Source organism: Pseudomonas sp. GWSMS-1 (assembly GCF_049847425.1).
In the GTDB taxonomy this organism is placed as follows: Bacteria; Pseudomonadota; Gammaproteobacteria; order Pseudomonadales; family Pseudomonadaceae; genus Aquipseudomonas.
Window position 1 is genome coordinate 1,960,832 of sequence record NZ_JBMHHV010000005.1, and the last position, 22,538, is coordinate 1,983,369.

The following is a 22,538-nucleotide window of genomic DNA, read 5'->3' on the forward strand; positions in this document are numbered from 1 at the left end:
CAGCCTGCAGTGTCACGGCGAACCCCGCAACGGGTACTTGACCTGAGTCAAGCGCAAGCGCATGAGCTATTTCAAACCCAGGCGCCGCGCCAGCTTGTGCAAGTTACTTGGGTCTAGTTCTAGTGCCCTCGCAGCACTGGCCCAGTTGCCCGCAAAGGTGTCCAGCGCCTGCTGAATACTCTGCCTCTGGCAGTTCTCGACACTTTCACGCAGCGCCTGTACGCGAACATCCTGCGCCCCCTGCGGCGGCATTGGGACAAAGCTTACTGACTGTTCAGCCGTGCTATCCAGATCAAGCAGGTCTGGCTCCAGCGTAAGGATTTCCATGCGACTGGCACCGCGACTGAGCAGCTTGACCGCCGCTCGACTGATCACATGTTCAAGTTCGCGCACATTGCCCGGCCACCCATAGGTGAGCATGGCACGCTCCGCAGCAGGTGATAAGCGCATGCTTCGTAGTCCAAGGCGGGCGCGGTTGAGTTCGAGAAAATGACCGGCGAGCATCAACACGTCCTGCTCACGATCACGCAGTGGTGGAATCAGCACAGGGTAAACCGAAAGCCGGTGGTACAAGTCGGCGCGAAAGTGTCCATCGCGGATACTGTCTGGTAGGTTTCGATTGGTCGCCGCGATGATGCGCACATCTACATGCAGCGGCTTATCTGCTCCCAGCCGCTGGATCTCACCGTTCTGCAACACTCGCAGCAGTTTGGCCTGCACGCTAAGTGGCAGTTCACCTACCTCATCCAGCAGTAGGGTGCCGCCATTCGCCGCATCGAAGCGTCCAGGGCGATCAGCGGCGGCCCCGGAGAAGGCGCCTTTGACGTGGCCAAATAGCTCACTTTCGGCCAACGACTCAGGCAGGGCGGCGCAGTTAACTTGAATCAACGGCTTATTGCAGCGCTTGGACAGTGCATGCAAACGCCGCGCGAACAGCTCTTTGCCTACCCCAGTTTCACCCAGTAGCAAGACTGGCAGTTCAGAAACGGCCACGACTTCAAGCTCGGCCAATAAATTCCGGATGGCCGCGCTCTGACCGATGATTTCGCCTTCGCCGATCAGTTGCTGCGGGGTGTGCACCTCACTGCGTGACAGGCGCAAGCTGCGGGACTCTTGCTCCAAACGGGTAACCCGCACTGCCGCTTCGATCAACAGACTGTAGCGCGCCAGGTCTCGCCGAGTCTCGCTGTCAAAGGTGCCAGGGTGCAGCGCGTCCAAGGTTAGCGCCCCCACAACTGCCCCTCGACATACAGGCTCATGCCCATGCAGTCATGAACCGGCAGAGGTTCACCTACGTGATTGTCGAGTAAGCCGTCATAAGGGTCCGGCAGGCGACTGTCAGGCTCGAACCAGGTCGGCTCGCGACTCGCCATGATCGCCGCCAGGCGCGGGTGCTGGGCAATTACAAAGCGCCGCCCAAGGGCCTCATGCACCAACCCTTCAGCCGCCACCGGGCGCAGACTGTCGCCATCCAGTCGCAGCAGGCCCACTGCGCCGCAGTGAAAGCGCTCACGTAAGGTACTCACTAGACGCTGCAGGCGTACGGCATTCGGCAAATCAACGAGCAAGTCAGCAAGCAGTGTCTCGTACAGCATGGTCATATCTACCCAAATGGTTTTTACAACCCTATCAAGCAAGGGTATATAAAACCATTCATAAAAATATTTACTTGTTTTTCAATAACTTATATTTGGCACACGAACTGCAACGGATGACAGCAAACCCTTTTAGCAATCAAGGAAGCTGCCATGAATCACACCCTACTGCAGCAATCGCTCGGCAACATCGCCGGCGAGATACCCGGTGCCACGCGCATTTTTCATGTACATAAACTCGACTTCTGTTGCGCCGGCCATCTGAGTTTGAGCGAGGCGGTCGCGCAACGTGGCATCGACGTCGACGCCATTTTGGCCGAACTACAGGCGCTGGAATCGCTCAACAGCGACGAAGTGGACTGGCGCGTGGCGCCGGAAGCAGAGTTGATCGGCCACATTCTTACGCGCTATCACGCGCGCCATCGCGAGCAATTGCCGGAGCTGATCCGCCTGGCGCAACGCGTGGAGCAGGTACACGGCGACCGCAATGACTGCCCTGCCGGCCTCACCGACTTGCTTCGTTACCTGCTGCAGGAACTCGAAAGCCACATGCTCAAGGAGGAGCAAATACTGTTCCCTGCCTTGCTCGACGGTCTCGGGCCAAAGACTGCAGCGCCCATTTCGGTAATGCGTATGGAGCATGAGCATCACAGCGAAGCATTACAGAGATTGCTCGAACTCACGCGGCAGATCACTCCACCGGAAGATGCCTGCAACACCTGGCGTGCCTTGTATCGAGGGCTCGACGAATTTGTTCGCGACCTAATGCAGCACATCCATCTGGAGAACAACGTGCTGTTTATTAACGCCCTCAACCCCACGCCTAGGCCGACTGTATGAGCGACGCAAACAAGCAAGCGGGCAATAGCGCGCTGGGCCGAGCACTACAGCCGATGATCTGGTTCTTGCTAGTGGCCTCAACCCTCGCTGGCGCCACAAGCCTTGCAATGGAACTGGTCATTTAACCCATACAAAGCCACACCCGGATCGAGCAGCGTTTTCCTGACTCGACCATACCCTCGGATCAGGATACCCGTCATGGCGTTGCACCGCGTACATCAACAGATACTTCGCAGCCATCACCTCTTCGAGCCCTTGAACGAAGAACAAATGGAAGAGCTCATGAGCAGTAGCCACCTGCTCAATATTGATAAAGGCTCGCCTCTATTTCGCCAAGGCGATCCGGCTACTTCGTTTTATTTCGTCATCAGCGGCTCGGTGAAGGTTTTCCGTTTAGCCGCCGATGGCCAAGAAAAAGTCTTTGACGTCCTCAGCGCGCGCCAGACCGTGGCCGAAGCCATGCTACTGACGGACTCAGCAAATTACAGTGCCTGCGCCGAAGCACTTGAGCCTACGCAGCTTTATCGCCTGCCCAGCAGCGTTTATCTGCACTTGCTGCAAAGCAATAGCCGATTAGCTTTCGCACTGATTAGTCGGCTCTCCGGGCGAATGCAGCAGCGCCTGAATGAAATCGAAACCTTGTCCCTGAAAAACTCCACCCATCGCGTTGTGCGCTACCTGCTAAACCAGCTTAACCAATGCAATGAGAACATCAGCAGTTTCAATCTACCGATGGCTAAACAGTTGATAGCCGGCCATCTATCAATCCAACCTGAAACCTTTTCGCGGGTGATTCGTCGCCTGACTGACGAGCAAGTCATCAGTCAGAACGGTCGCCAGATCAACATCCTCAATCGTTTTCGGCTGGAACAGTTCGAGTGAGGTCCACCCATGCCTAACTGCCTTTATTGCCAGCGTGAAAACCCAGAAAAAGCCACTGACTGCCAAAAATGCGGCATGCTTTTGCCAGCCCATAACCAACGCGATAAACAGCAACGCGAGCGTCGTTTTGTCTGGTTCTGTGCTGCGTTAACGATATTTTGCTTAACAATGGCCGTATGGCTACCACGAACATTGTTCTGAACCGACTTTAACTACCCCTTTGGGGATATAGGAAAAGACGAAGGAAGCGGGCAGGATATTGGCTTTATTTGCACAGCAGCTATTTTTAGCTCAACGCAACACTGATTACAGTTACTCTAGGCAACACATGGGAATACTGACGCGCAATAACAATACTATCTGCATCTGACTCTACCGCAAATCAGGACTTGACCATAAACACCCCAACCGATCAAATCGGTAAATATCGAGCAGATCAGACACTACACTTTAGATAATTGAAGGAGAACATAAAATCAACATCACAGACTATGAATCTCTATTATTAGCCGCAAAAAGCCAATCAGAGCCACAGCGATTACTCTTTGTTTTCTTAAGAGCATCTTTACCTGAAGATCATGAGACCGAAGAAGCAGTTCGCTTTCATTCTGGGCAAGGAGGTCAATTACAACCAGTAATGTGCGTTGATAAAACCCTGGAAGAACTTGGAACTTTTGTTGATTTAGTATCAGAAGCTGGAAATATGAAACAAGCGTGGCACATTGTACTGGTGGCCTGCCTCTCTGGACGCAATGGAATAATGCCCAGCTCTGATGACGCAACACAACCACTACAAATCATGCAAACCACTGTAGAAAATGGTGGTGATCTATCTAACTACATAGCTTTTGACAGAGACGGAACACCAGTCCGCTTCCATAGTTAAATATTTTACTTTCTACTTAAGTATTAAACACAGGACAATTCTAAGAAAATTTTTTGCGCGCGCACCCAAGAGCATCGAAAACTGACAATTGAAACAGTCCCTGCCTTTCGGACTTGGGGATGACCGAGGAAGAAGTTCTAACATGATAATTCCCACAAAAGTTCCTGACACAAAAAAGCCTGGCCGTCATTAACCGGGTTCTAATGCTTGAATTATATGGTCGGGACGGAGTGATTCGAGCACTCGACAGTTAGAGGCTAACGCGTTTTAAACGACTGATTAATCGAGCACCAACTAGGGCGCTCGCTGCATTCGGTGCCCACGCAATCTAACGATTTTCAACGCTTTCCCGAAAAAGTCCCTGAGATATTTCTGAGCAATACCGACATTTTCATTGACCTTACTCCACGCGACCTTCCCTGCTCATTCGTCTGAACTCGCAACTTGGTCGCAACGCCGCCGCCGCCTCTCTTGCATAGTTCAAACACTGTGGTCACCTGTGATGAGAGTTGATGGCACCCCGCGCCTGCTTACAGCGCGTCAGCGCAAAACTCTCGAAAAAACACGTTATCAAGAGCTGTTGCCGTTACCGATTTGACCAGCGGCAAAGTCACTTTAGCGAACAGGGCATGACCGGTAATGCAGTCAGAAAAGCGACTTGGGGCCAACAATCATAATGAGATGATTGAGGCGCCCCCCTCCTCCGTTATTTGTTTAGTTTCAGAATGGCTCGCTAACCTCGACAACCAGCAGACACGGCGCGCCTATCGTTCCGATATCCAAGACTTCTTTGTTTTAGTCGGCGCGCGCTCAGTCGAGGACCTACTTGAAATATCTCGCGGGCACGTACTGATGTGGCGCGCTGCACTAGAAAAAGCGGGTTTGAGCGCAGCTACACGCCGGCGAAAACTTGCAGCTTTGGCATGCTTATTCGACTACCTGATCGAACGAGATCCGCGCTACACACGCAACCCTGTCCACGGGATCAAACGTCCACGTACAGAATACTACGAGGGCAAGACCCCTGCTTTGAGCCGCGCCCAAGCAAAGTTACTTCTCGACGCCCCCAACCTGCTATCAGCAAAAGGCTTACGAGACAGGGCCATTTTGGCGGTGCTGCTTTATCACGGCCTGCGCCGCCAAGAAGTTGCATCTCTACGCGTGTGCGACCTGCAGAAGCGGGATGGTTTGCTGCATCTACGAATCCACGGTAAAGGTGGCCGATTGCGATACATCCCTCTTCATGGTGATGCAGAGAACAGCATCAATCAGTACCTGGAAGGTACTTGCGTCGAGAGAGACAAAAGCTGCTTTATGTTTACAAGTCTTCGAGGCAGCAAAGCTGGCAAGAGCCTGAGCGCTGATGGCATCTATAAGCTTGTATGCCACTACGCGCTGCAGGCCGGAATAGATGTGGCTGGATTAGGCGTACACGGCCTGCGTGTTACTGCGGCTACCAATGCGTTAGAAAACAACGCAGATATTGCTCAAGTCCAGCACTGGCTTGGACACGCGAGCATCAGCACCACCCGACTGTATGATCGCCGCCAAAACCGCGCGAGCGACTCACCCTCATTTAAAATTCAGTACGAACTCTGAAAACATCTTGTCATGCCACCAAAACCAGCACTCTTGAGCGGGTTGCATATCCGAGAAGTCATGCTCACCTGAAGGCCCTATTTCTTGAGGCCATCAATCATGTACAGAACATCAGAAGAAGTTCGCGCAGCGCTTTGGAGACATCTGCTCTACAGCAGCCAGTCGATTGTGATCGTGGTATCCGCAATGACAATTCGTCTGGGCTACTTGGAATATGCCCCATCCACGTCAGCACCTCAATTGATTGAAATAGCCTTGTGGCGACTCGCCTTGCTCCTGTCTTTCCAATCGGCCCCGCTGGCATGGGCTGTGTTTCTCTTCAAAGGCTACAAGCACCGACGGCTATTAATCCCGCTCCACGAATCCATGAAGTTGCTGAGGTTACCGCTGGCGACATGGACATGTGGGTGCTTGCTCACCAGCACCGTTCTGTGGCCAATGCTGCGCACTTGAAAGTCGCTTCTCTCTACCTTCATTAATACTTTGTCAGCCTAGGTGCGCCATGTCCCGAACTATCCTAACTGCCGTTTTCATAACCGTCCTGAGCGGTTGCGGCCTGCTCCCTCAAACCGGTACACCATCAGTGGCATTGCAAATAGCGGATGCGATGAGCATTCCTGCCTATGACATGTCACGCACCGAGCATGAAGAAACCTTTGCAGTGACTGGATCTAGGGGCCGTAATCTTGATCACACAGTCAGCGGGGTCACGCAGCTGATTGCATCCGGAGATCCAACAATGTTGCTGTTGAGTGGATTAACTCCGGGGAGCCCTGCCGCGCGAATACAAATCGCCGCGTGGGTGCCTGAAAGCCTGGCATCTACTCCAAGAAAAGCTGTGGCTGTCGCTTCACAGGCCTATATAGAGGCGCGCGCGGATGTTTACAGCAAGGATGAGCATGGCCGGGAAAAGTTACTTTCGACCAAGGTTAGGCATGTGCTCGGCCAACCATACGGTGAAGGTGGGTTGGTACAGACCTATGCTCAACTGTTCGATCTGATTGCTGACCATTCCCCAAGCCTGGCGGCCGCCCCTTCATTCATGCCGGAAAACGGTAAGGCTTATGGCCCTATTTTCCTGGATGCCTGGGGGGCACCTGCAAATGCAGAAGACATTAGATTGATTACTGAGATGTCCAAGGCACTGCCATCCTGGTTCTACATCTACAACCCGGGCCTGCAAGGGGTTTCCGCTAGGTCAATCCTAAACCAGGGACAAAAGCTACTTTTCGTTGAGCCGTAAACGCTAACTGTCACGACGGTCTGTGGCACTGCAAATTGGCAAATTTGCATCGAAATGGCCAAGCCTGGGAGTGTATTCCCAGGCTGCTTGCATATTCAAAATAATGGGGAAACTGGAACCGTAACCCAAACGGAGCCAGTCCCATGTCACTCGAAGAACAGATCACTTTCACCCCTGACCAACAGGTTCACCTGAATTCTTGGTCATCGGTTTACATCGATGCTCAGATACAGCAAAAGCTCGGTATTACGCTCTCACAATTTTTGATAAACCCGGGAAAGTATCTTTTCCTGGCATGGCTGACAGCCCCTCACATCCCGACCAATAACGGCTTCTTACCGCTGTTACCTGCACAAGTAGCAGCTAGCCGGCGTATTCACCAAAGGTGGGCTGAAGAGGAAGAGGAAGAGGAAGAGGAAGAGGAAGAATAAGTGCAGAACACGAATATTGGATCTAGAAAAACACCAAAAACAAAGGAGCCAAACTCATGTATGTAATCGCTGCGTTCATCATATTCATAGTGGGTTGCGCCCTTCTCGCCGATTGGCTCGCAGGCGACCTAAGGAAGCGCAAACACGAAGCCTGGCTGCGCTTCCCTACTATTGAAGAGTACGCTCGGAAAACTCAATTGAGCCGCATTCAATGCTGGCACTGCAGGTCATGCAGCATCCGGCAGTATGGTCTTGAGGCACGTAATGACGAACGCCGAATCCATGCATGCAATCAGTGCAACACAAATCTATATAGAACGACACGGGGCTAATGAAAAGCAGTTTTCCTCACTGACCAAGTGTCGGTGAGGAAATTTGTTTATAGCTACCTACGGCACCTCAACGGCCTGCAGTGTTGTGGCTCAAGGCTTTCGGCTATTTAGTTTCCACTCAAGCAGCTTAGTGAACAAAAAACCTACGGTTCCGATCAAAGCAACCGCCAATACTGTACCCAAAATAAGATAACCAATAGGTTCCATGCTGACCCACGATCCAACACAATGGATTGATAAAGTCTTCAGCATACACCTCTCTGAAGAATGCAGCCTTACCCAGCTTACGGCCAAAAGAACCAGACAGAAAGACTCTCTTGGAGGTCGAATCCACCAAATCACCCCAGAATCTCATGGCGCATCCGACAATCGCCACTGGCCGTCAGTTGAGGTCGCGAAACGGCCAGTAGCGGTCATTGATCATTTAGAAAATCAGGGCCTGTTCAGCAGGTACGCTATGCGTCCTGCACCCTATGTAGCTGTGCGGATAACCGAAGCACCCTGGCTATGTCCCTTGCTAACGCATGCAAAAGCTCTGGAGCCTGCTGGCAGGCCTCAGTAAGCGTCATAGGGCCAGAAGCCAGCGAAAAAGCGGCATCGACTCCATGCGAGTAGAAATTTGTATACCCTTCTCCCAGCGTACCGGCCAGAACGATCACCGGGACCCCATGCTGGCGAGCCACGCGCGCCACTCCCAAGGGCGTCTTGCCCCGCAGGGTCTGTGCGTCGTAACACCCTTCTCCAGTAATCACCAGATCCGCACCCTGCACATGCCGTGCGAGCTGGGTCAGATCCGCCACCATCTCGATACCGGGGCGAAAATCGGCGTTGAAAAATGCGCGTGCGGCGAAGCCCAAACCACCGGCCGCGCCGCTACCAGGGTGGTCACGATGATCCTCGCCGTGCAGAGCCTGACAACAGTCTGCAAAATGAGCTAGTGCGCGATCTAGACTGGCTATCTCGTTACGAGTTGCCCCTTTTTGTGGCGCGAATGTGTACGACGCGCCACTGGGACCACAGAGCGGGTTGTCGACGTCGACAACCACCTCGAAACCCACTTCTGCCAGACGGGGATCCAGGCTACTCAGGTCGATTCTGTTCAATTCCGCCAAAGCCTGCCCACCCGGCAGCAGCGGCCGGTTCTCGGCGTCCAGAAAGCGCGCGCCGAGCGCCTCTAGCATGCCAGCCCCAACATCGTTGGTGGCGCTGCCTCCTAAGGTGAGCACAATGCGCTGCGCGCCAATATCCAAGGCCTCAAGGATCAGCTCACCGGTGCCGCGACTGGTACTCAGGCAGGCATTGCGCTGCGCAACGGGCACCAATTGCAAGCCACTGGCCTCGGCCATTTCGATGATTGCGGTACGCGATACCGGTAGCCAGGCCCAGCTTGCCTCGACACTGTCGCCCAGAGGACCAGTTACAAGGCTGTTACAACGCTCGCCGGACACCGAGGCGAGAATGGCATCCAGCGTACCCTCGCCACCATCGGCCATCGGACACTTGACCAGCTCCGCCTCGGGGAAAACCTCTTGCAAGCCCGACTGAATCGCGCTGGCAGCCTCGGCAGCGCTCATGCTGTCCTTGAATGAATCGGGGGCGATGACAATTTTCATGAGTGACTCCTACGCCAGCAAGCGTCCATGCTGTCTGCGCCTCCGTGGCATTGCTGTGCGCTAATACGGTACGGCTGGCCGCGCCTTATGCCGGGAAGAATGGGAACAGCAGCAATAACAGCGGAATTGCGATGGCACCCGCCACCAGAATCAGCGGCAGCCCGCATTTCACGTAGTCGGTGAATTTGTAGCCGCCAGCCGACAGCACCATGAGGTTCGCCGGCATGCCAATCGGCGTGGCGTAGGCGCAGGAACCGCCGATCACGATGGCCATCAGTACGGCGCGCGGATCGGCACCCAGATTGCTTGCGATCGACATGCCGATCGGCACCAGCAGCGCCGTAGTGGCCGTGTTGGACATGAAGTTGGTGAGCGCGCAGGAGATGAAGAAAATCACCACCAGCAGCAAGACCGGCGAAGGCTCCGAACCGAGTAGAGCCATGATAGTCGAGGCTACCGTAGCTCCTGCGCCAGTCTGCTCAAGTGCACTGGCCAGGGCTAGGGTACCGCCGAAGATGAAGATGGTTTGCGTATCGATGGACTGGTAGGCCTGCTTTTCAGTCAATACGCCCACCAGCACCAGAAACGCCGCACCAATGCAGGCGGTGATATGCAGCGGTACCCCAATTGCGCTCTCAAAGACCATGCCGAGAATGGTTGCAACCATCACCATCAGCGAGGTGATCTGCTTCCACCTCGGCACCGAGCTGAAGTCATGGACGGCCTCGGCCAAGCCGGCGACGGTTTTCGATGAGCCTGCAGGCAGCAAACGGTGGCCGAAGAAGGCGAAGTAGAGGATACCGCCGGCCAACAACGGCAGCCCAACCTTGGCGTACTCGAAGAAGCTGAACTCCAGGCCGACATTCTGCAGAGCGCTTTGCGCGATCAGGTTGCCCGGTGCGCCGATCAGCGAGAGGTTACCGCCCATCGCCGCAGCGAACACCAAGGGCATCAACAGACGCGAACGGGAGAATCCGGATTTCGCTGCGATACCGATGACCACCGGGATCAGGATGGCCGCGGTGCCGGTATTTGAGAGCACTCCGGAGAGCAAACCGACGATGACCATGATCGCCACGATCAGCTGTCGCTCGGTCTTGGCGAAGCGCGTTACAAGACCGCCGATGCGGTTCGCCATGCCGGTCTCGAATAACGCACCACCCACGATAAACATGCCGACGAACAGGATGACGTTGGTGTTGATAAAGCCGTTAAATGCGGTTTTGGGGTCAAGAACACCGGTCAGCACCAGCGTCAGACACACGATAATGGCAGTCAATGCGAGAGGGATGCGCTCCCAGACAAACATGACGGTCGCGAACAGCAAAAGAAGCAGCGTAATTTCAATCGGGCTCATTCGGTATCCCCCTCGGTCAGAGGAGGCTCCATATGCTTATTTTTGTTGTGGACGCCTGGCGCATCGAGTCACCAGGCGAAGCAGTCATTCAGCAGTGCTGGATTTGCAGGCGTCATCAGTGGGGCCAGAGCCTGTAGTCCAGGCAAAGACTTCCAAACGCCGCGACTTAGCTAGTGGCGAGTGCCATAACTGTTATTCCAGCGCTCATCTGATCGTTGATTAGCGAGCAATAAGGACAAGAACCGCATCGGTGATCTGCCGAGTGGTGGCCGTACCGCCAAGATCTGGGGTATGCAGACCGCTGGCAGTGACTTGCTCTATGGCCCGCATCAGATGCTTACTGGCTTTAACCTCGCCGAGGTGCTCAAGCATCATTGCCGCAGTCCAGAAGGTTGCAATGGGATTGGCAACCCCCTTTCCGGTGATGTCGAAAGCTGAACCATGGATGGGCTCAAACATCGACGGAAAGGTTCTGTCGGGATTCAGGTTGGCAGTTGGCGCAACGCCAAGACTGCCGGACAAGGCAGCGGCCAGATCCGAAAGAATATCGGCGTGCAAGTTGGTGGCCACAATTACATCGAGCTTCTCAGGCTTGAGTACCATGCTGGTGGTAACCGCATCGACCAACTCACGGGTCGTGCGTACATCTGGATAGTCTTTGGCTACCTCGGCGAATACTTCATCCCAAAGAACCATGCCATGGCGTTGGGCATTGGATTTGGTCACGAGGGTTAGATGCTTAGCGGGTCGGCTACGCGCTAACTCGAAAGCAAAGCGATGAATCCGCTCGATGCCAAAACGCGTAAATGTAGAAACCTCGGTTGCGACCTCAATCGGCAGGCCTTGGTGCACGCGACCGCCACTACCCGAGTATTCACCTTCTGAGTTTTCGCGCACGATGACCCAGTCGATGGCCTGACCATTGGTCAGTGGGCTTTTAACGCCGGGTAGCACGCGGGCAGGACGTACGTTGGCGTACTGGTCGAAACCTTGGCAAATCGGCAGACGCAGACCCCAAAGAGAAATATGGTCGGCGACCTTCAGGCTGCCAACTGCGCCAAAGAAGATTGCGTCCGCCTGCTTTATTTCAGCCAAGCCACCTTCTGGGATGTAGTGGCCATGCTTGAGGTAGTAATCCGAATTCCATGGGTAATGTGTGACGTCGAAGTCGAAACCACCTAAGCATCTTGAAAGCCCGTCAAGGACTTCCAATCCAGCGGCGATCACTTCAGGACCGATGCCGTCACCTGGTATTGCAGCGATTTTGTAGGTTTTCATGCTGCGCCTCACTTTATTTTTGTTGACGAGGATGGCCGCAATGTAACGGCAAGGTGAGTATAAACAGTGAAACAGAACAGATTGATCGCCTTTGAATTACAACTTTATTAATTTGAAGTTAACAATACATTGGGTTCAATACAGGCCTCGGCCTATCGGCTTTCTGTTCAAGCGATCTGGCTGCGGCTGCACGAAAAGCAGACGCATTGAGACGTTGAACGGTCGAAGTAACTATTCATAGGCAGATTGGATTAGCCAGCGCGGTGCGAATGATCCTCACAGGGACGGACTCGTGGACCAGCGTTAGCGCGTCGGTAAAATCAGCTTCGAGAGGAGCCGATGCGTTATTCCTTCACGTTCATATACTTCCTCGCCCAGGCGATGTAGTCGTCAGGGGCGGTGTATTGGGCCACCAGTTCCGAGGAGGTAAGGCCGTTGCCGACTGCAATGCCGCGTTGTTCGCGCAGACTGTCGTAGGTCGCTTTGATCGCCGCAAAGTAGGCAGCGTGTCCGTCCACCACGATGCGCACGCCTAGCTCGGCCAGACGGGTGTCATCGCGCAGATCCGGGTTGCCGTAGGTGACCAGCATCAGCGGCACATGCAGCTCGTCGGTAATGGCTTCGAGATGCGCGAAGTCCTTCACCCCCACCAGGCAGATACCATCGGCACCAGCGTCTTGGTAAGCCCGGGTACGATGGACTACGTCGGCGAGCGGCTGCACGCCTGCGTGAGTGCGGGCGATAATTGCTAAGGCTTTATCGTCACGTACTTCCTGGGCCGCGAGTAGCTTGCCGACGCCCTCTTCGATACTGATCAGTTCGTAGGACTTGCGACCAAACTGTGCTGGTAACAGGGTGTCTTCAAGGGTCAGCGCGGCGACGCCAGCGCGCTCCAATTCGATCACCGTACGCATTGCGTTAAGTGCGTTGCCATAGCCGTGATCGGCATCGGCGATCACGGGCAGGCATGCCACTCGGCCAATACGCGTGGCCTGCTCAGCGAACTCACTGAGGGTGATAAGGGCGATGTCTGGCGCGGCGAGTACTTGCAGGGAGGCGACAGAGCCGCCAAGGATGCCGACCTCAAATCCGAGGTCGGCGGCGATGCGTGCCGATAAGGGATCGAACACTGAAGCGGTGTGGTAACAGGCTGGGTTGGCGAGCAGAGCACGGAAAGCATTGCGCAGCTCGTGGTGACAGACTTTCTGCATAGTCTTAGTCCTAGGTCTTGCCCTGTAGGATTTTTAAGACCCGTAACCGGTGGTTAGCTTGCAGCTGTTTCGGCTGCTACTTGGCGATTATGGGGATGGGGTAGGAGACGGACGTCACTACCCGATAGGGCGATGTCAGTATCAGCCAGTAGTAGAGCTATACCGGCCTCGGCCATCGCCGCGAGGGGGCGTACACGGAAATCCACCGTGTACGCCCAGCGACCTCATTTAATAAAGCGAACCTGGCTGTTGATCTTCTCGATGATCGCGCCTTTGCGCTCGTTGAAGCGCACCTTGTTCTGCTCGAACAGGTTATTACCCTTGGTGTCGATAGAGATGATCAGCGGACCGAACTCACGGACCCGATTGACCCACAGGGTTTCCGGCATACCCAGGTCTTGCCATTCGGCACGTTCGATTTCCTCGACCTTGGTGGCGGCAAGCACGGCACAACCGCCTGGGAATACGGCATGCACCGCCTTGTTCTCCAAGCAACCTGTGGTGGTTTCTGGTCCCATGCCACCTTTACCAACGATCAACTTTACGCCGGTTTGTTCGATGAATTCTTTCTCGAACTTTTCCATGCGCATGCTGGTGGTCGGCCCGATGGAAACCATCTCGAAACTGCCGTCGTCCTTCTTGCGTACGATCGGTCCGGCGTGAAAGATCGCCCCGCCGCGCAGATCAACTGGTAGCTCGCGCTTGAGTTCGATCAGTCGGCGATGCGCCACGTCACGGCAGGTCACCAGTTGGCCCGTCAGATAGACCACGTCGCCAACGTTTAGGTCAGCGAGATCTTCGTCCTTGATCGGGGTGCTAAGAATCTTTTTCACAGAACTACTCCTTCATGGGACAGGATGTCGTAAGACAGGTCAGCATTGATGCGGATCTTGCCGCGGCGGTGCGCCCAGCAGCCGGTGGAAACGGCAACGCCGATGGTCGACGGATGGCGTGCCGAAGATTCGATATTCACACCCATTACACTGCTGTTGCCGGTAAGGCCTTGCGGGCCAATGCCGACCTCGTTGAGGCCATCTTCAAGCAGTTGTTCCATCAGCGCGGCATTCGCGTTGGGGTGGCTGGAGTCGACCGGACGTAGGATTGCCCGTTTTGAAAGACGCGCCGCAGTCTCCACCGATGTGGACACGCCGACGCCAACCAGAAGAGGCGGGCAGGCATTGATGCCGCGCGATGTGATCACGTCGAAGACGAATTCAGTAATGCCTTCGTAACCCTGACCGGGCATCAGCACCTTGGCCGAGCCCGGTAGGGTGCAGCCGCCACCGGCCATGTAGACGTCGATCAACGCGTAGTCAGCGTCAGGGACGATTTCCCAATCCAGCCACGGGATCTTCGAGCCGGTATTAGTACCGGTGTTTTTCTCGTCGAAGGTTTCAACGGCGTTATGACGCAGCGGCCCCTTGATGGTCGCCTCCAGAGTCGCGTTTAGCAGGATGTCCTCAAGCTCTCCGAGCAACGGAAATTTGGCACCTGCGGCGATGAAGTACTGAATCACCCCTGTGTCTTGGCAGCTTGGGCGATCCAACTTGTCTGCGAACTCCTGGTTCTCGGCCATTGAGTCGTAGACTTCGATGGCCAGCGAGTTGGTTTCCGCTGCGCGTAGCTTGGCGGTCTTTTCCTTAACGTCCTTCGGCAGGCGCTTGCCGATGTAGGCGGTAAATTTGGCCATTACATCGGTGAGTGATTGAACGGCTAATTGGTTATCCACTTTCATTCTCCTTACTGCATCAAAAAACGGGGTTGTATGTGCTCTGCTGTGGCACTGCTGAATCAAGCGCTATTGGCTGGTATTGCTGGTTTAACGACATTGTTCAGCGGTGCTGACGTCTGTATCGGGTCCTGCTGCGGCAACGCGTCGCCGTTCAAAACCTGATCCATCCGTGACTTGTCGAGGGCACCAACCCATTTGGCGATGGCCATGGTGCCGACCGCATTGCCGATGGTGTTGGTGATGGCGCGAGCTTCTGACATGAAGCGGTCGACACCGAGCAGCAACACCATGCCGGCGACCGGAATGTTGTCGAGCGAAGCCAGGGTGGCCGCCAGTGTGATAAAGCCGGAGCCGGTAACACCCGCCGAGCCTTTCGAGGTGAGCAGAAGTACGCCAAGGACGATCAGTTGGTCGGTCAGGGTCAGCGGTGTGTTGGTGGCTTGAGCGATAAAGATGGCCGCCATGGTGTAGTAGATGCACTGGCCGTCAGGGTTGAAGGTCAGTCCGGAGGGAATCACCAGGCCAACCACTGGCTTGGAAACACCAACGTTCTCCAGCTTGTTCATCAGTTGCGGCACCACCGATTCCGAGGAGCTGGTGCCCAATACGGTGAACAGCTCTTCCTTGAGATACTTGAGGAACTTCCACAGACTGAAGCCGGACAGGCGCGCAATAAAACCGAGCACAATGACCACGAACAGGAAGCAGGTCACGTACATGGTGGCCATAAGCTTGCCGAGCGAAACGACTGAGCCCAAACCGTACTTGCCGACGGTGAAAGCCATCGCACCGCAAGCAGCCAGTGGCGCGACACGCATGACCATGCCGACGATATGGAACATGCCGTGGGAGAAGGCCTCCAGCACATCGACCATGGGCTTGCCGCGCGGCCCCAGGTGAGCCAAGGCGATGCCGAACAAGGTCGAAAAGACCAGAATCTGCAAGATCTCATTCTTCGCGAAGGCGTCAGTGACGCTGGCAGGGATAATGTGCAGGAGGAAGTCGGTGAAGCTGCCGGAACCGCTCGCCGCAGTGGCCGTGTAATTGGCAATACTCTGGGTGTCGAGAGTCGCCGGGTCGACGTTCATGCCTTGGCCGGGCTGAACGAAGTTGACCACCACCAGGCCCAGCACCAGAGCAAAGGTCGAGAGAACCTCAAAATAGATCAGCGAGCGTATGCCGACTCGCCCCAGCTCTTTCATGTTCTCCATCTTGGCGATGCCGAGCACCACGGTGGCGAAGATGACGGGTGCGAAAACCATCTTGATCAGTTTGATGAAGGCGTCGCCGACAGGCTTGAGGTCAACGCCGAATTGCGGCCAGAACACACCGAGCGCTATGCCGATGGTCACGCCGATCAGAACCTGGACGTATAGCTTTCCTATAAATCGCACGGCCATTGTCTTCTCCGAATTATTGTTGTGGGTCGGATTCAGTTGTTGGCACTCAAAACGTGTTGCCACGGCAACGCCACGTAGTTGCAGGCAAATGCCCAAGCTTCATGTGGGTAATGAGTAGGTGCAAATTTAATGGTTTTCCCAGGAGCGTGTAATACAATGAAAATTACTTCATTATTTCCTGTGGGTTAATTATGAATCAGGTTTCTGAACTGGCATTCTTCAGCCAGCTGATTAGGCTGGGCAGCCTTGCGGCCACCGCGCGCGAGCTCAATCTGACGCCGCCGGCGGTCTCCAAGCGACTGGCACAAATGGAGCAGCGCCTCGGCGTTCGCCTACTCAATCGCACCACACGCAGCATCAGCCTCACCGCCGAAGGCGAGCTCTACCTGATCAATGCCCAGCGGATTCTCAGCGAGATCGAAGAAATGGAGCGCCAGGTGTCGAGTCGCCGGGCAGAGCCAAAGGGGTTGCTGCGCGTAAATGCGCCGTTGGGCTTCGGCCGCACCCACATCTGTCCGGCGATTTCCTCGTTCGTCAGGCTCTATCCGGAGGTCGAGGTGCAACTGCACCTGACCGACCGTCCGATCAACCTGCCGGACGACGCTATTGATGTCGGCATCCGCTTCGGCGAACTGCCCGACTCCCGGTTGGTCGCCCGCAAGATCGCCGCGAACCGACGCCGTATATGCGCTGCCCCGTCTTACCTGAAAGCCTTCGGCCACCCCGAAACGCCCAAGGATCTGATGCAACACAATTGCATCGTGCTACGCCAGAACGATGCAGCTTTCGGTATCTGGCGGCTGAGTAGAGGCAAGCAGGCGGAGTCGATAAAAGTGCGCGGCAGCCTCAGTACCAACGACGGCGAAGTAGCGCTGAACTGGGCGCTGGATGGCCACGGCATACTGATGCGCGCCGAGTGGAACCTCGCCGGGCACCTGAGCAGTGGCAGGCTGGTGGAGGTGTTGAGCGACTACGAAACCCCACCCGCTGACATCTACGCCGTCTATCTCGAGCGCCTCAACCTGTCGGCCAAGGTGTCCTTCTTCATCACGCATCTGCGGGAGTTCTTCAGCCACAATAGCGACGGGTTTTACCCGTTAGCCTAGAAGCTTGGACTTAAGGGTCGCGGCTCGATGCATCTGGCGCAAGCGGCCGCTCTTGGCCCAGGCTGTGTAAAAACGTTGGCATCGACCTTGCTGTGATTTGATGGATTCAAATCAGCGGGGGATGCCGATGAAGCGTTTTATCCAGGGAGAGCATCGAGGCCAAAGCGCGCTGCTTCCCGAGAGCCTGGATGACTACGTGGCGGATACCAACCCGGTGCGGGTGGTCGATGTTTTCGTCGATGAACTCGACCTGGGCCAACTGGGTTTCGAGGGTGTTGTCCCGGCGGAAACCGGCAGACCTGCCTACCACCCTGCCGACCTGCTGAAGATCTATATCTATGGCTACCTAAACCGTATCCAGTCCAGTCGTCGTCTCGAACGCGAAGCTCAGCGCAACGTTGAGTTGATGTGGCTGACCGGACGTTTGATGCCGGACTTCAAGACCATCGCCAACTTCCGTAAGGACAACGGCAAGGCAATCCGCGGCGTCTGTCGGCAGTTCGTGGTGCTGTGTCAGCAGCTTGGCCTGTTCTCTGAAGCGCTAGTAGCCATCGATGGCAGCAAGTTCAAGGCGGTCAACAATCGCGACCGCAACTTCACCAGCGCCAAGCTTCAGCGGCGTATGGAAGAGATCGAGTCCAGCATCAACCGTTACCTGACCGCACTGGATACGGCAGATCGTCAGGAACCTGCCGTAGCTCAAGTCAAAGCCGAACGCCTCCACGAAAAGATTGCGACCTTGAAAACTAAGCTGCAAGAACTCAAGGAAATCGAGGTTCAACTCAACGAAACACCGGATAAACAGATCTCCCTGACCGATCCCGATGCCCGCTCAATGAAGACTCGGGGCAGCGGCATGGTCGGCTACAACGTGCAGGCCGCGGTCGATGCGAAGCACCACCTAATCGTGACGCATGAGGTCACGAACAACGGAGTTGATCGAGATCAGCTGAGTTCGATGGCCAAGCAGGCGCGAGAGGCCATGGGGGCCGAGGAACTCTCGGCGGTCGCAGACAGAGGGTATTTCAAAGGTGAAGAAATCCTGGCGTGCCATGAGGCTGGAATTACTGTCTTCGTGCCCAAGACGCTGACCTCGGGAGCGACAGCGGCTGGCCGCTTCGGCAAAGGTGATTTCATCTACGACCCAGCTAAGAACGAGTACCGATGCCCTGCTGGGCAAAGTCTGAACTGGCGGTACTCAAGCGTCGAGAAAGGGCTAAAACTGAATCGCTACTGGAGTTCGCACTGCCAAGGTTGTGCGTTGAAGGCGAACTGTACGCCTAGCTCAGAGCGGCGAGTGAGCCGCTGGGAGCATGAGACCGTGCTCGAGGCGATGCAGAGTCGCCTGGATCAAGCGCCCGAGATGATGCGGATCCGTCGCCAAACTATCGAGCACCCGTTCGGCACGCTGAAGTCCTGGATGGGTGCCACCCACTTCCTCACCAGAACGCTCGACCGGGTGAGTACCGAGATGAGCCTGCATGTGCTCGCCTACAATCTCAAACGCGTGTTGAACTTGCTGGGCAGCGGTGCCCTGATGGCAGCGATGAAGGCCTGAGGCCTGTTTTACGACTCTTACCACCCTCCAGCACGCGCGCCGAAGCCGAAAGTGCCATAGCAACCAGAATCACCAATTGCGCCTGATTGGGCCTCCGGCGGCCTCCTGGACGCTGAGAAAATCCCACGGCAGTTGACTGCCATCGCTTGCCGCGCTTTTACACGGTCTGGGCCGGGTGCGGCCGGTCGCCATAGGCTGGAGTCGGCCAGAAGCGGTCGATCACATCCGAGCAGGGAAAAGCGGCTATTAAGAATACTCAGCCGCCCATCTCAACGAAATGCCCAAGTGATTTTGAACAGACTGAAGCGATTAATTGCCCACCTCAACAACCTTAGCGTCGGGTGCGTGGTTTTTCACCGACTCGATACCCTTGTCGCGTGAGGCTTCGGAGGCATATGACTGGCTCGTCCCGACTACTTGGTGATTACCCGCCTTAAGGTTGAACATAAACTTGTCAGCCCCGCTGGCCTTACGCTCGTAGCGTGCATCATCAGGCGCATTTTTTTTGACTGACTCGACTCCATTTAGACATCCAGACTTATCCTTGTAGCCCTCGCTGGCCAGAATTGCTTGGCCATTGTTGGCTTTGAGCCGAAAACGAAATTCACCCGCTTTGTCGTTGTATATTTCAAACGTCCCAGACATATAGCTATTCCTTATTTTTGGCTTTCATGAGATCCATCGATATCGCTGCGGTCCAAAAAATGACTGTTTGCCCATTAGAAATATGGTTTCTGTGTGATGCTAGCCAGGCAAAATCGATGCTCCAGCTTCAGTAGAACTGCATGACAAATGCACCATAACCCAAGAGCTAAACCAGATTTTTGAACAGTCAAAGTATAGACACAGATCTCAACACGGCTCGATTTCTTCGTCGAGTGAAGAGCCCAGCTTTTGCAGAGATATCCGAGCGGCTGCTTTTGGCCCAGACCGTGTAAAAACGCAGCAAGCGATGGCAATCAACTGCCGGGGGGATTTTCTCGGTATTCAGGAGGCCCAATCAGGCGCAATTGGTGATTCTGGTTGCTATGGCACTTTCGGCTTCGGCGCGCGTGCTGGAGGGTGGTAAGAGTCGTAAAACAGGCCTCAGGCCTTCATCGCTGCCATCAGGGCACCACTGCCCAGCAAGTTCAACGCGCGTTTAAGATTGTAGGCGAGCACATGCAGGCTCATCTCGGTACTCACCCGGTCGAGCGTTCTGGTGAGGAAATGGGTGGCACCCATCCAGGATTTCAGCGTGCCGAACGGGTGCTCGACCGTCTGCCGGCGGATGCGCATCATCTCAGGTGCTTGATCCAGGCGACTCTGCATCGCTTCGAGCACGGCTTCATGCTCCCAGCGGCTCACTCGTCGCTCTGAGCTAGGCGTACAGTGCTCTTTCAGCCGACAACCTTGGCAGTGCGAACTCCAGTAACGGTGCAGCTTTAGCCCTTTCTCGACGCTTGAGTACCGCCAGATCAGGCTTTGCCCAGCCGGGCATCGATATTCGTTCTTTGCTGCGTCATATATGAAATCACCTTTGCCGAAGCGGCCAGCCGCTGTTGCTCCCGAGGTCAGCGTCTTGGGCACGAAAACGGTGATTCCAGCCTCATGGCACGCCAATATTTCTTCTCCTTTGAAATACCCTCTGTCTGCGACCGCCGAGAGCTCCTCGACACCCATGGCTTCTCGGGCTTGCTTGGCCATCGAGCTCAGTTGGTCTCGATCAACTCCGTTGTTCGTGACCTCGTGCGTCACGATCAGATGATGCTTCGCGTCGACCGCCGCCTGCACGTTGTAGCCAACCATGCCGGCACCCCGGGTCTTCATTGAGCGGGCATCGGGATCGGTCAGGGAGATCTGTTTATCCGGTGTTTCGTTGAGTTGAACCTCGATTTCCTTGAGCTCCTGCAGCTTAGTTTTCAAGGTCGCGATCTTGTCGTGGAGGCGTTCGGCTTTGACCTGCGCCACGGCAGGCTCCTGGCGATCAGCGGTATCCAGTGCGGTCAGGTAGCGGTTGATACTGGACTCGATCTCCTCCATTCGCCGCTGCAGTTTGGCGCTGGTGAAGTTGCGGTCGCGATTGTTGACCGCCTTGAACTTGCTGCCATCGATGGCCACCAGCGCTTCCGAGAACAGACCAAGCTGCTGACACAGCACCACGAACTGCCTACAGACGCCGCGGATTGCCTTGCCGTTATCTTTGCGGAAATTGGCGATGGTCTTGAAGTCCGGCATTAAACGTCCGGTCAACCACATCAACTCAACGTTGCGCTGAGCCTCGCGTTCGAGACGTCGACTAGACTGGATGCGGTTAAGGTAACCGTAGATGTAGATCTTCAGCAGGTCGGCAGGATGGTAGGCGGGCCGACCTGTTTCAGCCGGGACGACACCCTCGAAGCCGAGTTGGCCAAGATCGAGCTCATCGACGAAAACATCGACCACTCGCACCGGGTTGGTGTCAGCCACGTAGTCATCCAGGCTCTCGGGAAGCAGCGCGCTTTGGCCACGATGCTCTCCCTGGATAAAACGCTTCATCGGCATCCCCTCGCTGATTTGAATCCATCAAATCACAGCAAGGTCGATGCCAACGTTTTTACACAGTCTGGGCCGTTAGCGACGGCCTGACTTCGACCGTCGCTATACATGGTCAAACCTCGGTCTGCTCTGCCATTTCCAAGGCGTCGTCGACCTCAATCCCAAGATATCGAACGGTGCTCTCCAGCTTCGTATGGCCAAGCAGAAGTTGAACGGCCCGCAAGTTCTTTGTCCTGCGATAGATCAGTGATGCCTTTGTACGTCTCATTGTGTGAGTGCCATACATGGCCGGATCAAGGCCAATGGCTTGCACCCAGCCTTTGACGATACGAGCGTATTGACGAGTGGATAGATGGTCTGAGGTGTGCAGCCTGCTCGGGAAAAGGCAGTCCTGGCTACGGAGCTGGGCTTGGTGTATCCAGGCCGCGAGAGCAGACCGTGTTTGCTCAGTAATTTCGAACTGCACTGGTCGCTTCGTTTTCTGCTGCATAACCATTGCTCGTGATGACACATGCTCGCCATGAGCAACGTCGCATACACGGAGCTTGGTTAAGTCGCAGGCTCGAAGCTTGCTGTCGATGGCCAGATCGAACAAAGCCAGATCCCGGGTTCGTTCTGCAAGCTGAAGCCTTACTCGGATGGCCCAGATATCTCTCAGCCGGAGCGGGGTTTTCTGTCCGACCAACTTTCCTTTGTTCCAGGGCCGGCGGGTGCAGGTAGCAGTGATGTTCATGGCAAGTCCTCCACATGTGGGAGGACAAGCATGGCTAGCCAGAGAAGTGGTCGCTAACCGGCCAACACCGGCCATTCAGCGTCTACGGATTCTGGGTCAATTCACTGCGACTTAACCCAGCTCCGCTCACGAGACATTGCCCATGGAGAGCACGTGTCATCGCAAGCCATTGTGATGCAGCAGAAAACTAAGCGGCAAGAGCAGTTTGAGATTACAGAGCAAACG

Annotated in this window: 18 protein-coding genes and 1 pseudogene; 8 read left to right on the forward strand and 11 right to left on the reverse strand. The window is 55.3% G+C overall.

Features of this window, described 5'->3' with window-relative positions:
* Positions 1-66: 66 nt before the first annotated feature.
* A pseudogene (gene norR / locus ACEPAJ_RS12735) lies at positions 67-1,595 on the reverse strand (nitric oxide reductase transcriptional regulator NorR).
* Positions 1,596-1,748: 153 nt separating this feature from the next.
* Here norR and ytfE point away from each other — a divergent pair.
* From ytfE to ACEPAJ_RS12765, 6 genes are all read left to right on the forward strand, one after another.
* A complete protein-coding gene (gene ytfE, locus ACEPAJ_RS12740; protein WP_090253999.1) occupies positions 1,749-2,435 on the forward strand; it encodes an iron-sulfur cluster repair protein YtfE in 687 nt (228 codons plus the stop codon).
* Positions 2,436-2,633: 198 nt separating this feature from the next.
* On the forward strand, positions 2,634-3,317 hold the full coding sequence (locus ACEPAJ_RS12745) for a Crp/Fnr family transcriptional regulator (RefSeq protein ID WP_090254001.1): 684 nt from the start codon (positions 2,634-2,636) through the stop codon (positions 3,315-3,317).
* Between the two features lie 637 nt (positions 3,318-3,954).
* Entirely contained in the window at positions 3,955-4,203 is a 249-nt protein-coding gene (locus ACEPAJ_RS12750; protein WP_425915148.1) for a hypothetical protein, read from the forward strand.
* Between the two features lie 639 nt (positions 4,204-4,842).
* Positions 4,843-5,802 carry a tyrosine-type recombinase/integrase gene (locus ACEPAJ_RS12755; RefSeq protein ID WP_425915150.1) on the forward strand — a complete coding sequence of 320 codons (960 nt, stop codon included), beginning with the start codon at positions 4,843-4,845 and terminating at the stop codon, positions 5,800-5,802.
* A 502-nt stretch (positions 5,803-6,304) separates the two neighbouring features.
* Positions 6,305-7,045 (forward strand): hypothetical protein, encoded by a 741-nt coding sequence (locus ACEPAJ_RS12760; RefSeq protein ID WP_425915152.1) that lies wholly within the window; start codon positions 6,305-6,307, stop codon positions 7,043-7,045.
* A gap of 143 nt (positions 7,046-7,188) precedes the next feature.
* Entirely contained in the window at positions 7,189-7,476 is a 288-nt protein-coding gene (locus ACEPAJ_RS12765; protein WP_425915154.1) for a hypothetical protein, read from the forward strand.
* Positions 7,477-8,263: 787 nt separating this feature from the next.
* Here ACEPAJ_RS12765 and ACEPAJ_RS12770 read toward each other — a convergent pair.
* The 7 genes from ACEPAJ_RS12770 to ACEPAJ_RS12800 form a co-directional block, all read right to left on the reverse strand.
* A complete protein-coding gene (locus ACEPAJ_RS12770) occupies positions 8,264-9,421 on the reverse strand; it encodes a glycerate kinase (RefSeq protein WP_425915156.1) in 1,158 nt (385 codons plus the stop codon).
* A gap of 85 nt (positions 9,422-9,506) precedes the next feature.
* Positions 9,507-10,778, reverse strand: coding sequence for an SLC13 family permease (locus tag ACEPAJ_RS12775; RefSeq protein WP_425915158.1), 1,272 nt, complete (start codon positions 10,776-10,778; stop codon positions 9,507-9,509).
* A 219-nt stretch (positions 10,779-10,997) separates the two neighbouring features.
* Positions 10,998-12,056, reverse strand: a complete 1,059-nt coding sequence (locus ACEPAJ_RS12780; RefSeq protein ID WP_425915160.1) for a tartrate dehydrogenase — start codon at positions 12,054-12,056, stop codon at positions 10,998-11,000.
* A gap of 344 nt (positions 12,057-12,400) precedes the next feature.
* Complete coding sequence (locus ACEPAJ_RS12785) at positions 12,401-13,267, reverse strand: isocitrate lyase/PEP mutase family protein (RefSeq protein ID WP_425915162.1); 867 nt, start codon at positions 13,265-13,267, stop codon at positions 12,401-12,403.
* Positions 13,268-13,491: 224 nt separating this feature from the next.
* Entirely contained in the window at positions 13,492-14,100 is a 609-nt protein-coding gene (gene ttdB, locus ACEPAJ_RS12790; RefSeq protein ID WP_425915164.1) for a L(+)-tartrate dehydratase subunit beta, read from the reverse strand.
* Positions 14,097-14,996 carry a L(+)-tartrate dehydratase subunit alpha gene (gene ttdA, locus ACEPAJ_RS12795; RefSeq protein WP_425915166.1) on the reverse strand — a complete coding sequence of 300 codons (900 nt, stop codon included), beginning with the start codon at positions 14,994-14,996 and terminating at the stop codon, positions 14,097-14,099. Before ttdA ends, ttdB begins: the two co-directional genes overlap by 4 nt.
* Before the next feature lie 62 nt (positions 14,997-15,058).
* Positions 15,059-16,399, reverse strand: coding sequence for a dicarboxylate/amino acid:cation symporter (locus ACEPAJ_RS12800; protein WP_425915168.1), 1,341 nt, complete (start codon positions 16,397-16,399; stop codon positions 15,059-15,061).
* 191 nt (positions 16,400-16,590) lie between these two features.
* Here ACEPAJ_RS12800 and ACEPAJ_RS12805 point away from each other — a divergent pair, with 191 nt between their 5' ends.
* Together ACEPAJ_RS12805 and ACEPAJ_RS12810 are read left to right on the forward strand one after the other, a co-directional pair.
* On the forward strand, positions 16,591-17,505 hold the full coding sequence (locus tag ACEPAJ_RS12805; RefSeq protein ID WP_425915170.1) for a LysR family transcriptional regulator: 915 nt from the start codon (positions 16,591-16,593) through the stop codon (positions 17,503-17,505).
* 127 nt (positions 17,506-17,632) lie between these two features.
* Positions 17,633-19,063, forward strand: coding sequence for an IS1182 family transposase (locus ACEPAJ_RS12810; RefSeq protein WP_425915172.1), 1,431 nt, complete (start codon positions 17,633-17,635; stop codon positions 19,061-19,063).
* Positions 19,064-19,372: 309 nt separating this feature from the next.
* Here ACEPAJ_RS12810 and ACEPAJ_RS12815 read toward each other — a convergent pair whose 3' ends face one another.
* The 3 genes from ACEPAJ_RS12815 to ACEPAJ_RS12825 form a co-directional block, all read right to left on the reverse strand.
* On the reverse strand, positions 19,373-19,708 hold the full coding sequence (locus ACEPAJ_RS12815) for a YegP family protein (protein ID WP_003118434.1): 336 nt from the start codon (positions 19,706-19,708) through the stop codon (positions 19,373-19,375).
* A 441-nt stretch (positions 19,709-20,149) separates the two neighbouring features.
* Positions 20,150-21,580, reverse strand: a complete 1,431-nt coding sequence (locus tag ACEPAJ_RS12820) for an IS1182 family transposase (protein WP_069900691.1) — start codon at positions 21,578-21,580, stop codon at positions 20,150-20,152.
* A gap of 112 nt (positions 21,581-21,692) precedes the next feature.
* Entirely contained in the window at positions 21,693-22,313 is a 621-nt protein-coding gene (locus tag ACEPAJ_RS12825; RefSeq protein ID WP_003152807.1) for a tyrosine-type recombinase/integrase, read from the reverse strand.
* Positions 22,314-22,538: the final 225 nt, after the last annotated feature.